This is a genomic window from Chryseobacterium pennipullorum (genome assembly GCF_003384725.1).
GTDB lineage: Bacteria > Bacteroidota > Bacteroidia > Flavobacteriales > Weeksellaceae > Chryseobacterium > Chryseobacterium pennipullorum.
Genome location: NZ_QNVV01000001.1, coordinates 438,902 through 454,395 on the forward strand (window position 1 = coordinate 438,902; position 15,494 = coordinate 454,395).

A 15,494-nucleotide genomic window follows, 5' to 3' on the forward strand; every position below is an offset into this window, starting at 1 on the left:
AAAACGTTAAGACACGCCTGTGTGAATAACTTTTCACTTTATTATTTCACCCAGTTAATCTTTGCATGTTGTACCGCGTCAGAACTTGTTCCGATCATAACATCAAACTCTCCTGGTTCCCAGTCATATTGAAGGTCACCATTATAAAATTTCAGTGTTTCCGGTGTTATATCAAACGTTACTTTTCTGGACTCTCCTTTTCTCAGGAATACTTTCTGGAAGCCTTTCAGCTCTTTTACGGGTCTGGTAATGGTTCCCACCATATCTCTTATGTACAGCTGTACCACTTCTGCTCCGTCGTAGTTTCCGGCATTGGTTACCGTCACAGAGGCCTGAATAGTCTGGTTACCCTTTGGTGTGGCATTGGAAACCGTCATACCAGAGTAATTGAATTTTGTATAGCTTAAGCCATATCCAAAGGCATACAACGGAGTATTACATTCATCCATATAATTAGAACGGAATCTTTGATATTCACACTTATCCGTCAATTTCTGATCCAGTGGGCGGCCGGTATTCTTAGCATTGTAATAAATTGGAACCTGCCCCAGACTTCTTGGGAAAGTCATTGGAAGTTTTCCGGATGGATTCACTTTTCCGAAAATAACATCAGCCATCGCATTTCCTGCTTCAGAACCTGGGAACCATGCATTCAGAATAGCATCGGGAGCATCTTTAACATTCGTCAAAGCCAACGGACGGCCTGTAAAAAGGATCATGGCAATCGGTTTCCCAGTCTTTTTCAGCTCATTCAGCAAGTCTACCTGAGACTGAGGGATCGTAATTTCAGTTCTTGATGAAGACTCTCCACTCATTTCTGCTGACTCTCCAATAGCCAGAAGAATTACATCCGATTTGCCGGCAACTTCTACAGCTTCTTTTAATAAGGCTTCTTTTGAACGGTTATCCCGGTCTGTTTTTTTACCGTGAGCAGCATAGATCTCTTCCAGTTTGGCATCATCATCAATATTGGCTCCTTTAGCAGAAAGAAATTTCACCTCTTTACCATAATTGGCCTGTAGTCCCTGCATCAGGTTAACAGAAATACCATGTTTGGTGGCCACACTCCAGGTTCCTGCCATATTCATGGAATTATTGACCAACGGACCGATCACGGCAACAGTTCCCGATTTTTTTAAAGGCAATACCTGATTTTCGTTTTTCAACAGAACCATTGACTGCGCAGCCGCACTTCTTGCTACATTACGGTTCTCCATATTGTAGACCTCTTTTGCGGCCAGCTTAGCATCACCATGTTTGTACGGGTTATCAAATAATCCCAGATCATATTTTGCTTCAAGAATTCTCCTTGCCGCAGTATCGATTTCGGCCTGGGTAACTTTTCCTTCAGACAAAGATTTTTTTAAGGTCGTTAAAAAACCTTCACCTACCATATCCATGTCCACCCCTGCTTTTAATGCCAGGGCAGAAACCTGCTGAAGATCTCCCATTCCGTGGTCTACCATTTCATTGATTCCGGTATAATCGGTAACTACAAAACCTTTGAATTTCCATTGGTTCCTCAATACTTCAGTCTGAAGCCATCTGCTTCCGGTGGCAGGTACGCCATCTACTTCATTGAAGGAGGCCATGACAGAGGCAACACCGGCATCTACGGCAGCCTTGTAAGGTGGGAAATATTCATTGAACATTCGCACGTGGCTCATATCCACTGTATTATAATCTCTCCCGGCCTCTCCGGCACCATATAACGCAAAGTGTTTTACGCAGGCTAAGATATTGGTTCCATTGGCCAGATCTTTCCCCTGATAGCCAAACACCATATTTTTAGAAATTTCGCTTCCCAGATACGGGTCTTCACCGGAACCTTCGGAAACTCTTCCCCATCTTGGTTCACGGGAAATATCTACCATGGGCGAAAAGGTCCAGTTGATCCCGTCAGAAGCAGCTTCCCTTGCCGCAACTCTCGCAGACTGCTGTACCAGGTTCATATCCCATGAAGCGGCCAGACCTAGTGGTATCGGGAAAGTCGTTTCGTAGCCGTGAATAACATCCATTCCAAAAATCATCGGAATTTTCAAACGGCTTTTCTCAACCGCTACTTTTTGAACCGCTTTGATTTTATCAGCTCCTTTAATGTTGAACAATCCGCCCACTAACCCCTGTTCGACTTTCTTACCAATATCTGAACTCTGAGCCATTCCGGTGGTAAAATCACCGGAAGTCGGAAGATTAAGCTGTCCAATCTTTTCATCCAGGGTCATTTTGGATAAAAGGTTATCTACAAAAGCTTTTCTTTTTGCCTGATACTGGGCAGTCTGGTAAGACTGTACCGGTTTATCTACCATTTCCTGTGCTGAAAACACCGGCGAAAGCGCTAAGGCTGCAAGTACAATTAGTTTTTTCATAAATCAACTTCTTATTGTTCTGTTTGATGTAACGGCAAACGCTACTTTTACTTTTTATTTCCATGAGCTGATACTTTTGTGATCAGCCAAAGGTTTATATATTTTTAAATGTATCCATTATTTTTATTGTCTCTTTAAAAGACAATAATCAAAAATATGAAATTTATTCAATATTAAATGGGAATACTCTTAAAGTTTGCCTATAAGAGAATTCTTTTACTTATTTTTCTTTTGAGACAACATCCATTCATACAGTTTTGGATTTGAGTACGTCGAATCCCAGGAGTTATGGTTATCATTCGGAAAAATCACCAGTTCTGCTTCGGGATTCACCGGATGAAGCTTCTGGTAAAATTTAAATGCATTTTCTGGAAGAACAATATCATCCATTCCGCCATGGAATACTTTCATATTCAAATTTTTAAAGCGATGAATATTGGCGGTCATCATCTGATCTGTAGGGGCGCAGACTGAAGCTACGGCAGCAAACATCTCGGGATGCTCCATCGCCAGTTTCAGGGTTCCCCAACCGCCCATCGAAAGACCGGTAAGGTAAATTCTGGAAGCGTCAATTTTATATTTATTCTGAATTTCTTTAATCAGATTATATACCGTGACGGTATCCCACCATGTATCGGCAGGACATTGGGGTGCGAGGATGGCAACGGGTTCTTTGATCAGATTTTTATAGGTAAAAGGGCTGTGAGCCTTTACCATTTCCAGATTATTTCCCCGTTCTCCTGAGCCATGAAGGAACACAATCAGCGGAACGTTTCCTTTGACATTCTGAGGGTAATCCAGAATGTAGGGCATCTTTTCTGTTCTTTTAAATTCTTTATTCAGCTCGGCTTTTATTTCCTGGGCCTTCAGCTGCAGTGAAACAGCCAGGAGTAAAAGGGGAATATATTTTAATTTAAATTTCATAGTGATATCTAGATTTTGGTTAAAGCATTGGCTATCTTACATGTAAATGAATTCACCTCATTTGCATTATGATTTCTTTTGAGTCAAAATACAGCGTCATTATTTGATTCCATATTTTTCTGACTGAAAACTCAGCTTTTTGAGACCCTGCTGAATTTCCGGAGCATTCATAAAGAGTTTCCAGAGAAATCCTGTCCTGTAGTTTTCTATCATGGGGGCAATTGTTCCCTGATCAATAGCGAGGTATCTTGGGGTAAACCAGTTGTTATAATGAATAGAGGTGGCATCATAAGGTCCGGCAGATCCTATGAATTCCGGTTTTTGAGTATAGATAAACCGTAGGAAATCCATGGATTCTTTAGGAGTGTACGGAAAACTGCTCAGTGCAGCAGTAGGGGTAATCACCCCATGATCATTGGAAGGCATATGGGCAGTGTAGCCTGTACTTCCGTTTTCATTTCTTGTGTATCCCGCTGTCAGCCCCCAATATTCTGGGCCATAGCCTTTCCATTTTTTAGGATTTTCAACGCAGTATTGATAATCGATAAGGGTTTGGTTTTTATTGATCTCAAAGTAGTTTTTTATGAGCTTATCAGATAATCCGGTAGGATCAAGACCGATATATGAATATTGGGACCAGAACAACGGGCCTCCGTATTCTTCTGCATAATTATGTTTTACGTAAAGAGGTAAACCATATTTTTTCTTGTCGGTCAGGTAAGTCCCGTTCCGGGTCCAGCCTTTATAATAAGTTTCAGCATCTATGGAATGCGTAGGCGAAGAAGCTGCCAGAATATAGGTAATCAGACATTCATTATAGCCCTCCAGCGGAAAGTTCATTTCCCATTGGTAATCCGGAGACCAGTGCCAGTATAAAACTTTTTCACCTCCTTTGGTATACCAGTTCCATTGAATCCCCTTCCATAGCTGATCGCATTTTCCGGCTAAAACCTGTTCTTCGGCATTGCCATGTTTAAAGTATTCGCGAACCATCAGAATACCTGAAGCCAGAAATGCTGTTTCTACAAGGTCGCCCCCGTTGTCTTTTTTACCAAAAGGAACCGTTTTACCGGTTTCTCCATTGATCCAGTGTGACCACGCGCCTTTATAGCGGTCTGCTTTTGCCAGAAAGCTCATCATACGGGAAAGTCGTTTCACAGCTTCCTCTCTCGGAATAAATCCTCTTTCTACGCCCACTAGAATTGTTGCCAGTCCGAATCCGGATCCTCCTGTGGTAATCACATGTTTGTCATTATCAGGATACATGTCATCTTCATGATAACGCTCTCTTCCAAGCATTGAATGAGGTTCTGCATAATCCCAGAAGTATTTTAAAGCATCTTTCTGCACTCGGTCCATTAATTGCTCATCAGTCAAAGAACTTTTAATGGTTTTATTTTGAGCTGATTTCTGATTCGCAGCTGAGCTGTTTTTACAGGAATAGGTAAAAAACAAAGAAGTAACGGCAATTGATAGTACAATCCTTTTCATAAGTAATAGGAGGTCTAGGGTTATAAAGTTAGAGGAGAATTTTCACTCTCCTCTAATCTATGGTTTTATGTTAATATCCTGGATTTTGCTGGGATAATCCTCCAGCTTCCATGATGAAGTCCTGAGGAAGTGGGAATAGTTCATGTTTTCCAACTTTGAATACTTTTCCGCCATCTGCAGCCATCGCACTTTCCGCCTGGCCTGTTCTCACTAAGTCAAACCACCTGTCGTGTTCAAATGCAAGTTCTAATCTTCTCTCCTTCCAGATTGCTGTTCTTACGTCAGCTTGAGTGGTAGCCGTGGTAGCAGGAACTTTTGCCCTTTCTCTCACCTGATTCAGGAAAGGAATAGCTGCTGAAGTCTGGCCCAGTTCATTCATTGCTTCAGCTTTGATTAATAGAACTTCTGCATATCTCAGATAACGGATATTCACATCTGTTGAAGCCTGATCTCTGTAATTTGATGAATAGGCTTTATAGTTATAGAATTTGTTATCTGTATTAGGACCTACGTAATAGCCGTCATACAACGTCATATCTCTGTGGATAATTGTAGCATCCCTTCTTGTATCTGTTGGTGAGTAAGCATCATACAATCCCTGCGTTGGAGTAGCAAATCCCCATCCCCATCCGGTAGTACCTCTTGCACCTTGTACCTGGCTGTATTGCTGAATGGCTCTTCCTCCAGTTCCACCGGAACCATTGATTTCGAAAATAGACTCAGCGTTGTTTTCTCCGGAAACTTTATAAATATCCTGGAAATTAGTTGTAAGCGAATATCCTGTAACCAAATTAGATTCGTCTACTGCCAACTGCCATTTTTTCTGATAGAGATAAACCTTTGCCAAAAGAGCGTGGGCCGCCCCTTTTGTTGCTCTTTCTCCTCCGGTTTTTGTTGGAAGAACCTCTGCAGCTTCTTTAAGGTCTTTTTCTATGAAAGCATAAATATCTTCTTTTGACCTTCTTGTAAGCGCCATGATTTTATCAGCTTCAACTCCCGTTACTGCAACATGGTCCACTAAAGGAACACCTCCGAAAGATCGTACCAGAGTAAAGTACATAAACGCTCTTAAAAACTTAGCTTCACCTTCGAGTCTTTTACGTAATTCCGGATTTGCTTTATCCAGCAAAGGAAGATATTTCAGGGCCTGATTACATCTGTTAATCCCCTGATAATTGGAGGCAAATAATTCTTTGAATGATGGAGTGGCTGCCGTAAAATTCAGAGCATCCAGGATATCTTTATCCGAACCGGAATCACTTGCACTTGAGCCTTTATCAGCATCATCCGAGACAATGGATGTTACGCCAATCCAGGCAAATGTACTCATATTCCAATCTAAAAATTTAGCATAAATAGCTGTTACCAGACTATTGGCACCTTCATCGTTGTTATATATTTCGCCAAGTGCGGATTCAGGAATTGCTTCTGTAGGTGACACATCAATAAAGTCATTGCTACAGCTTTGGTTGACAGCTCCTAAAATTAGGAATGCAGCTGCTATGATATATTTTTTATTCATTTTTTTAAAAGTTTAGATTAACACCAAATACAAAAGATCTTAACGTAGGGTATGCATCCAATTCAATACCTGCTCTTTTATACGGATCTCCTTCCGTTGTAGTATCTGTAGGGTTATAACCTGACAATTCCGAAGAGTATCCGGAGTATTTCTGGAATACAAAAGGATTAATTGCACTAACATACAGTTTAATTGATTTCATGTAATCGGTTACATTTTTAAATGTGTATCCTACGGAAATGTTATTAATTCTGAAGAAATCCCCATCTTCAAGATAGAAGGTAGATGCAACAGGAATATTTGCCGGGTTTACCGGATTGGCAGCATTGGTGTTATTGGGTGTCCAGAAATTATTGGCTACCGAAGCCTCTACATTTTCACCGCCATTTCTTTGAGCCTTCTTACCATTGTATACTTTAAATCCGAAGGATCCATACCCATTAAGTGCAAAATCCCAGTTTTTGTAGGACATAGAAACATTGACTCCTAATGTTGATTTTGGAATGTAAGAACCGAAAAAACGTTTATCTTTAGCATCTATAACCCCATCACCATTGATATCTTTAAACTTCAGTTCTCCTTTTTCATTGTAACCGTCAGCCTCAAATAGGTAGAAACTACCCAGTGCATATCCTACTGCAGAAGCGTTGAAAAGTTTAGTATCTATTCCGTTACCCAGATTCCCTCCTACGATTTGGGAAACAGGTTTAGAGGTATCCATACTGGCCAGTGTATTCTTATTATATGAATAATTACCCCCAATGGAATATGAAAAATCTTCTCCTACTTTATCTGCCCAGTTTAAACTTACTTCAAAACCTTTGTTAACGACACTTCCCATATGGGAATAGTTCAACTCAGAAATTCCTGTTGACATATAAGGAACCACACCTAAAATAAGGTTTTTGGTCTTTCTGTTATAAACATCAAAAGTACCCGTTAATCTATTATTCAGGATACCAAAATCAAGTCCTAACGAAGATTCCTCTGTAACTTCCCATCCTAAATCTGGGTCGTATCCCTTGTTTACAGTTACTCCATTACTTACAGAAGCGCTTCCGTATCCATAATTGTAAGAAGACCCAAGTGAAAGTGGTAAATAGTTCAAAGGTACGGTTTGATTACCAATCTTACCCCATCCTCCTCTTAACTTCAGCATATCAAAGAATCCGTCCTGCATGAAGTTTTCCTGAGAAATGATCCAACCTGCACCGAATGATGGGAAAGTTCCCCATCTCTGACCTGCTGCAAACTGAGAAGAGCCGTCTCTTCGGATTGTTCCACTCAAAAGGTAACGGTTCATAAATTTGTACTGAAATCTCCCGAAATATGAAATGGTTGTGTTTCGGTTTCCTTGTATGGATTCAATAGCTTTTGTATCTCCCTCACTGAATAAGTCTCCATAATAATCAACTCCGCTTAAGTTCCAGTAATCGGGTGAAACAGGAACATTTTTTCTATTGATAATTGTTGACTCAAGGCCACTTTTCACGGAAGCTTCTGTACCTGCTACCAATTCAATATCATGGTTTCCTACTTTCTTGGTGTAGGTAAGATAATTATTAATTAGCCAGTTGTAGTAGTTCTGACTCTTATTGGTCAGTCTTGTTTTTGGAGATGTCGATGAGTATTGAGCTTCCGTTCTCATTGGATCACTATCCAACCAAAGAGCTCTTGAATTTACGAAATTATAATATTTATAGTGCCCATACTCGCCACTAAACTGAGAGGTAAATTTTAAATCCTTTACAATATCAATATCCAGCTTCAATCCGCCTTGCAACAAGAAGTTTTTACCTCTTTGATTGTCATAGGCCATCTGCATTACAGGATTTGCCACATTATTAAATCTTCCACCCTCATAACCTAGTTCACCGGTAGCTTTATTAATGATCGGCTGTCCGTATTTTCCATTCGGATAATATACTGGTACTACTGAGGCCTGCTTGTAAGCGTTGGTAAATGCGCCGAATGACTTCGGGGTATCATTTGTAAAGGTAGCACTTAACGTTTGTGCTAATCTGATTCCCTTAGTAATTCTGAACTCATTATTTGTCCTTATTGTAGTCCTGTTATAGTTGGTTCCGTTCAGGATGGATTGCTCATCATAATTCCCTAAGCTTAAAAAGTATTTTGCAGCTTCTGAAGACCCAGAAATGGAAAGATTGTGCTGATTGTAAATCCCTGTTCTCGTAATTTCTTTAAACCAATCGGTATTATAGGGTTGATCAGGACTGATAAAATCACTTTTAGAACCTGCGTTATTATAGTTTACAAATTCCGAAGCATTGGCCATTTTGATGGTTTTTAATGGTGTTCTGAATCCTACCAGACCATCATAAGAAACACTTAGTTTTCCCCTTCCGGATTTTGTGGTAATAATGATCACTCCGTTCGCAGCTCTGTTACCATAGATGGCCAGAGCAGCAGCGTCTTTAAGGATATCATAAGTAAGAATATCGTTGGAGTTGATATTATTAATGTTATCGGTAAACATTCCGTCAACAACATAAAGTGGCGTTCTTCCTCCCAATACTGTCCCCAGACCTCTGATCATCACTGTAGGTGTGGAGCCGGGTGCATCTGAAGCTGTAACCTGCACCCCTGCTGCTTTACCTTGGATAGCCTGTGAAGCATTTAACACTTTTGTTTTTGTTACTTCTTCAGCACTGATAGAGCTGATAGAAGTAGTGTTATCTACTTTCTTACGACTCCCGTATCCGATCATCACCACTTCGTCAATTTTCTGAACTTTGGCAGAGTCTGATGTAACCTGCGCATTCATGTTCATGCCAAAGTATAACACGGCAATGAGACAAGAATACTTTAAATTACTTTGTTTCATATAGTTTCAATTTTATTCGTACAATCAAATTCGTTAAATGCATTCATTGAGATAAATATATTCTCTCAAAAAAAGACATTAACCAAAAATATAAAAAATATCCAACCCTATTCAAACATCTTAAAAATTAAAAAATACCATTCATTTTATAATCAAAAAACAAGAAAATCTATCATTACTATGCATAATAACAAAAAACTACTATGTTTTATTATCACATCAGGAACAACAAAATAATGCTTACAATAGAAAATTTTACCAAATAAGCCGTCTAAACTTAATATTTTGTTAAATAGAGAATAGTATTTACCTTTGGTGCAGTTTTTGAAAAAAGCATTAAAAAAGATCAATGAAAAAATATATCATTGCAGCAGCCCTGATCATAGGAACCGGTGCTGTCATTACAACCACTGTACAATCCTGTACGACACTGGCAACTTCCGACATGGGACTTTCTATTATTAAGAGAATGCTCCTTAACGGTATCGATAAGGGCATGGGCATCTACGGAAGCAAAGAAGCTTTTCTTCAGAATAATATGGTAGACAAAGCCCTTCCCAAAGAGCTGAGAGACATCAATTCCGTTCTGGAAAAGATAGCTCCATCTCTGGTGGCTAAAGAAAGAGATTACATTGCCCAGGCGGCAGCTTATACGGTAAATACTTCCAGACCTATTTTACAGGGGGCAGTGAACAGTCTGAATGCCCAGGACGTCACCCGAATCATCCAGGGAACTACGGCGACACAGATCTTGAAAGAAAAGACATCTCAACAACTGATTGCGGCCATCGCCCCCAAGGTAGATGAGAAACTGAACGAATACGGAATCGTAAAAACCATTAATACCGCTTTATCCGGAAGTAATTTTCTGGGAAGCCTTTTGGGTGGGAACAGCAATACCGTGAATGCTGGCGGACTCAGTCAGCTTGCATCCGAGCAGCTGGTAAACGGACTCTTTAATATCATTGAGGATTACGAGCACCAGAACTCCAAATCATTGCTTGGCCCATTTGGAAAATAGGAAAAATTTCGTTATATTTATATTATATTAATACTTGCAGATGGACATATTACAAGGAAATCAACACGCTAGCCCCGAGGATTTTTACAAGTCTTTACGGGATAAACTGGAAGATCATCATGATTTTCCGGAAGATTATTTATTCAAATTCATTATTCCTACCGACCAGGCAAAACTTACCGAAATTTACAGAGTTTTTGATGGGATTAAATTTACATTGGGAAACCGAGAAAGTAAAAATGGAAAATATACCGCCTGCAATATCAATGCATTTGTTTTGGATGCCAATCAGGTGATCAACATTTATAAAGAAGTAGCAAAAATAGAAGGCGTTATTCTATTGTAAAAAACAAAAGCCGGATCATTCTCATAATGATCCGGTTTTTATTAATGTACTCCTCCCGCTCTTCACCCTTATCCATTCAAAATTTTTGTTCTTTTATTAAAACAGTAAAATTTTGGACCCTTATTAATAGCTTTTATTCTAAACGTTTTTCGATGATACAACAAAAACATCCATCTCTGTTGAGAGACGGATGGTATTCATAGGCTGTTATGTCTGTTATTTCTTAATGAATTTAATACTTTCCGAAACTTTAGCATTCTGTATTGTAATGATATATACTCCTTTAGCCAGATCAGCTACACGAATCTGATGATCATTAATTTTTCCTTTCTTAACAACCTGACCGACAGCGTTATGAATTTCAAACCGGGTATCTCCGGACAGTCCTGTAACAGTAAGTAAATCACTTACCGGATTAGGGTGAATTCCGAAGTTATTTTTCTTAGCCACCTCACTTGTTCCTAAATTTTCGACAGTGGTAAATGCTTTTGTTCCATAAAATCCAAAATCATCGCTGGCATGATAGATCACCTGGCCAGAGCTTGTAGACAGGTCCACATATCCTCCGTCAATCAATCCATCTCCATCATCATCAGAAATCGAAAAGATATAACAATCTGCAGGTAGAATCCACGTTTGGGTAATAAGAGCCGGATCAGGCTGACCGGTAGGAGTATTGGAATACCCTCCGGACTTAAGAACCTGGCCTGCACTATTCTTCAGGTTCCATTTTGTTTCTCTTCCGTAACGGTCTCTCTGCAATTTAAAGACCACCGTTGTCGTTGGAAAATATTCAGGTACCAAAGGCTTTACATAGCTGCCTCCTGAAGTATTATTTGTACTTCTCTGATCTGCAGTATTATTTACTGATACAATAGAAACAGAAACCGGAGATGACGCTACAGAAGCATCCACTGGAATAGTAATAATATCTGATTTATCCTGAGCTAAATTACCGCTCCAGCTGTAGTTCTGCGCCGCTCCCCCGTTAAATGAATAGGAAACAACAGCAGATGTCAGATTATCAGTTCCTCTGTTATTAATGACAAGACGTAAAGCTCCAGCCCCACAGTTACTTACTCCTACCGAGCACCCACCATCAAATTTCAGTTCTGCATCGTTTGCAAATAAAGGAATTGGCTGGTCCGCCAGAGAAGCTTTCAACTCCATTCTTCTCGGAGAATTATCCATTACTGCCCGTATTCTTGTTTTTTGATCAACAGTATAGATATTCATACAGGTATCATTAGTATAATCCATATAGTTCTGAACCATTTCAAACACTGACGGATCATCGCAGCTTTCTATTGCCGTATTGCAGCTGTAGTTGGCGCCATGCGCCTTGGGAGTATCGTCACAATAGTCATTTCCACATGCCGCATCCCCCCAAATGTGCCTCAATCCAACAAAGTGTCCCACTTCATGCGTCATAGTCCTTCCACGGTCATAGCCGGGCTGCATCAGGAAGGACCCGTCATTATAATCCATACTTCCAAAGGTTGAAAATCCGGCAACCACTCCATCTGTAGTGGCAGGTCCTCCGTTTGTATTCAGCCCCTGAAGCCCGGAGCTAGAAGGAAACTGAGCATATCCTAAAAGTCCGTTTCTAGCAAAATCTACACTCCACATATTCATATATTGGGTAGGATCCCATATCGTTCCCGGCTTTACAATACTGTTAATCTGCTTTTGCCCCCAGTAATCCTGACAAAGGTTGACCCTGTTAATACCATTGGTAGGGTTTCCATTTGGATCTACTTTGGCCAGGACAAACTGTATTTCAGTATCTGCACCTACAGGATTGGAATTAAATCCTGGTGTGGCTGCTAATCTTCTGAAATCATTATTCATCACTGTAATCTGAGACATCACCTGGGAATCGGGAATGTTTGGGGCTGTTCCAACGTTCTGGCCACTATGAATAACATGGACTACAACAGGAATTGTAATTACATTGCCATTCTGAGATTTATTGGCCTTTGCGTTTTTGATGAGAGGAGCCAGCCAGGATTCAAACTGCTCGGTCGTCAGTCTCTCCGGGAATTTTTCCTTTAAAAGATTTTCGTATTCAGTGGTAGCACACCGTTCAATTCCACGGGGATCCAGATCGGCCGTTATCAACCGTTTTGAGGCAGGAATCTTTTGAGCATTGAACCAGCCCAAACCAACAAAGAATAAAACCGCCAAAGAAGATTTCGAAATAGTAGATTTTCTCATAATTATTTTTTAATTTTAGCTAACATACAAAATTAAGATCTAAAATCGCAATTTAATTCAATTAAAACCACTATAAATTATAAATAATTCAATGAAAACGCTTTTTACATCCATTAATATTATTTTACTTATCACAACTATAAGTTGTGTTAATCAAAATAAAAATGAAAATAACCGAAATAAATTAACCATAACATCAAAACAACAGAAAATTGAAAAAATCGAGATTACAGAAATAACGAGAGGCAGCAATCATGGCATTGTACTCACATCAGGATTTATAAAAACAACATCAAATGGAGATTCCACTCAAGCGGTACTATCGCCTTCGGAATGGAAAATCATTTCAAAGCAGGCCGAAGCCATTGATCTGCCCAAGATATCCAACCTTGAATCTCCTACAACAGGCAGGTACACCGACCGGGCTTTATCAGCCACTGTTATCATCACGTCCAACGGCGTTACCTACACTTCCTCAAGTTTTGATGCCGGGCATCCCCCAAAAGAACTGGAAGCTCTATACAATACCATCCAAAAACCCAAAAGCACTGAAAAGAAAATACCTCAGGGAAAATAAGCACATGTCATAAAAAAAGAGTCCGTTTCATTACTGAAACGGACTCTTTACGTGGTAATTTATTGTTATTTTTCAATGAAAAATTTCACATTTTCAATGGGTCTTCCCAACATCGCTACTGATCCTTTTACAAGGATGGGTCTCTGGATCAGAGAGGGATTTTCGGACAGAATGGTAAGCCATTCTTCCTCAGAATAGTTCTTGTCTGCGTATTGATCAACATACAGCTTATCAGTCTTACGGATGATATGAAAAACACTTTGATTAAGTTTTTTAAGGACTGTTCTGATTTCCAGTACACTCAAAGGATCCTCCATCATATCAATAATCTCAAAAGGTACTCCATTCTCATCAAGGTATTCCAGGACGGCATTTGATTTTGAACAGTTTCCGTTATGTAAAACTTTAACTAACATTTTTTAATCATTTAAAAAATTAAACTTGCTTTACCCAAATTTAACAAGAATTAAATTGAACCTATCTTAATGTTCTGATAAATATTTGTTAAAACAACCCGTGAAGCTCTGCCTCAATCTTTTCAAGGATCACTCCGAAATCTTCCGGTTTTTCAACAAAATCAAGATCGTCTACTTCAATCACCAGAAGTTTTCCCTCTGTATAATTAGAGATCCATTTTTCATACTTCTGATTCAGCTTTGAAAGATATTCTATACTGATTGATGCTTCGTACTCACGACCTCTTTTATAAATTTTCTTAACGAGGTTGGGAACATCTGATTTTAAGTAAATCAATAAATCGGGAGCGGAAACGAAAGACTTCATCAGATCAAAAACAGACGAATAGTTGTTGAAATCCCTGTCCGAAAGGAGATTCATATCGTTTAGGTTTTCTGCAAAAATATGGGCGTCTTCGTAGATCGTACGGTCCTGAATAATATTTTTACCACTTTCTCTAATCTCTTTTACCTGACGGAATCTGCTGCCCAGGAAATAAACCTGTAATGCGAAACTCCACTTGCTCATATCGGAATAAAAATCCTCAAGATAAGGGTTGTGATCTACGTCTTCAAACTGCGCATCCCATCCATAATGTTTGGAAAGCATGGTGGTTAAAGTTGTTTTTCCTGCTCCAATGTTTCCTGTAACTGCAATATGCATATTCTTTTTCCTTGTATTTACTGATTAATTGATAAGCTTTTCTACCCCAGCAGCCTGAATCTCCGAAGTCTCTTCGATCAATTGTTCTATGGTATTGTCTGAGGAGTTCCCTGGTATTTCTTCCTTTTTTTCCTGGGGCATTTCGACAGGCTGTTCTGTTGATTGCTGAGGAATTTCCAGTTGCGGTTCAGCTTGTTTCTGCGGTGAGGCTTTCTTTACATTTTCAAGGCTGTAAAGATAGAGTTTGTTCCCGTTGATTTCAAAATAAGAGAGGATGTTTTTATCCACAATTTGTGCATTCTGATCTTCAAAAACAGTTACCATCCCCTTTTCAGGAATGTATCTGGCGATGGAATTGTTGGCGATCACAAGGATTGTATCATTCTCTCTTCTGAACCGTTTCCCGTTCTCTATGGGAGCCTCAAAAATCTTTTCAAACTTGAGCGTATAAATCCTGATATGCTTTTGGGTTAAAATATACACCTTTGTTTCATAGACCAGGAGATCTGTAAGGTCCTCAAAACTGATATCAAAGGGATAAGAATTGATGGTGGTATCATTTCTGAAATTATACTGTATGAGTCGCTTTGTACTGTCATCCAGCAGCCACATCTGCTGAAGATCTTCAGCATAAGCCATTCTTATAAAACCGAATTTCTGTTTAAAGTCGATCCGCTGTATCTCATTCATATTCTGATCTATAAACTTCATTTCCTGAGCATTTTCAGAAAATAAAGGTACATTCAGAGGGTTCTGTACACTCTGTATCTTAAAGGGCACCGTAAGCATCAATCTGCCGATCTGTTTGCCTAAGGAGTCATATTTGGTAAAGCTGAAATCTTTATTTTTGTAGATATACAAATTTCCGTAATCGTCTGCAAGCATGTCTTTGGCTTCTTTTAGTTTTAAGGTATCCAAAGGAAGAATTTTCTGTGCCGTGGTGGTGCAGAAAATAAAAAGACAGATAAAATATAATAGCCTCAAACGTTATTTTTTAGAGATAATTTTCCATTGTGGAATGTTGGCAATTTACATACTTTTATTGAAAACTAAACGAAAGTTT

12 protein-coding genes are annotated in these 15,494 nt (G+C 39.4%); 3 read left to right on the forward strand and 9 right to left on the reverse strand.

What is annotated here, in order from left to right; genetic code table 11:
- Positions 1-41: 41 nt before the first annotated feature.
- From bglX to DRF67_RS02070, 5 genes are all read right to left on the reverse strand, one after another.
- Positions 42-2,369, reverse strand: coding sequence for a beta-glucosidase BglX (gene bglX, locus DRF67_RS02050; RefSeq protein ID WP_115926159.1), 2,328 nt, complete (start codon positions 2,367-2,369; stop codon positions 42-44).
- Positions 2,370-2,585: 216 nt separating this feature from the next.
- Entirely contained in the window at positions 2,586-3,293 is a 708-nt protein-coding gene (locus DRF67_RS02055) for a carboxylesterase family protein (RefSeq protein WP_115926160.1), read from the reverse strand.
- A gap of 99 nt (positions 3,294-3,392) precedes the next feature.
- Positions 3,393-4,784, reverse strand: coding sequence for a glucoamylase family protein (locus tag DRF67_RS02060; protein WP_115926161.1), 1,392 nt, complete (start codon positions 4,782-4,784; stop codon positions 3,393-3,395).
- A 70-nt stretch (positions 4,785-4,854) separates the two neighbouring features.
- Positions 4,855-6,306, reverse strand: a complete 1,452-nt coding sequence (locus tag DRF67_RS02065; protein ID WP_115926162.1) for a RagB/SusD family nutrient uptake outer membrane protein — start codon at positions 6,304-6,306, stop codon at positions 4,855-4,857.
- 4 nt (positions 6,307-6,310) lie between these two features.
- On the reverse strand, positions 6,311-9,151 hold the full coding sequence (locus DRF67_RS02070) for a SusC/RagA family TonB-linked outer membrane protein (protein ID WP_115926163.1): 2,841 nt from the start codon (positions 9,149-9,151) through the stop codon (positions 6,311-6,313).
- Between the two features lie 349 nt (positions 9,152-9,500).
- Between DRF67_RS02070 and DRF67_RS02075 the strand changes: the two genes are divergently transcribed.
- Together DRF67_RS02075 and DRF67_RS02080 are read left to right on the forward strand one after the other, a co-directional pair.
- The gene (locus tag DRF67_RS02075; protein ID WP_115926164.1) at positions 9,501-10,172 is read left to right on the forward strand and encodes a DUF4197 family protein; all 672 of its coding nucleotides are present in this window, start codon (positions 9,501-9,503) and stop codon (positions 10,170-10,172) included.
- Positions 10,173-10,212: 40 nt separating this feature from the next.
- On the forward strand, positions 10,213-10,518 hold the full coding sequence (locus DRF67_RS02080) for a DUF493 family protein (protein WP_115926165.1): 306 nt from the start codon (positions 10,213-10,215) through the stop codon (positions 10,516-10,518).
- 216 nt (positions 10,519-10,734) lie between these two features.
- Here DRF67_RS02080 and DRF67_RS02085 read toward each other — a convergent pair whose 3' ends face one another.
- Positions 10,735-12,735 carry a M43 family zinc metalloprotease gene (locus DRF67_RS02085; protein WP_115926166.1) on the reverse strand — a complete coding sequence of 667 codons (2,001 nt, stop codon included), beginning with the start codon at positions 12,733-12,735 and terminating at the stop codon, positions 10,735-10,737.
- A gap of 91 nt (positions 12,736-12,826) precedes the next feature.
- On the opposite strand from DRF67_RS02085, the gene DRF67_RS02090 reads away from it, so the two are divergent.
- Positions 12,827-13,312 (forward strand): hypothetical protein, encoded by a 486-nt coding sequence (locus DRF67_RS02090; RefSeq protein ID WP_115926167.1) that lies wholly within the window; start codon positions 12,827-12,829, stop codon positions 13,310-13,312.
- Between the two features lie 65 nt (positions 13,313-13,377).
- Here the strand turns inward: DRF67_RS02090 and DRF67_RS02095 are convergent, their stop codons facing one another.
- The 3 genes from DRF67_RS02095 to DRF67_RS02105 form a co-directional block, all read right to left on the reverse strand.
- Positions 13,378-13,728, reverse strand: coding sequence for an ArsC/Spx/MgsR family protein (locus DRF67_RS02095; protein WP_115926168.1), 351 nt, complete (start codon positions 13,726-13,728; stop codon positions 13,378-13,380).
- An 88-nt stretch (positions 13,729-13,816) separates the two neighbouring features.
- Positions 13,817-14,431, reverse strand: coding sequence for a deoxynucleoside kinase (locus DRF67_RS02100; RefSeq protein ID WP_115926169.1), 615 nt, complete (start codon positions 14,429-14,431; stop codon positions 13,817-13,819).
- A 24-nt stretch (positions 14,432-14,455) separates the two neighbouring features.
- The gene (locus DRF67_RS02105; protein ID WP_165851725.1) at positions 14,456-15,415 is read right to left on the reverse strand and encodes a hypothetical protein; all 960 of its coding nucleotides are present in this window, start codon (positions 15,413-15,415) and stop codon (positions 14,456-14,458) included.
- Positions 15,416-15,494: the final 79 nt, after the last annotated feature.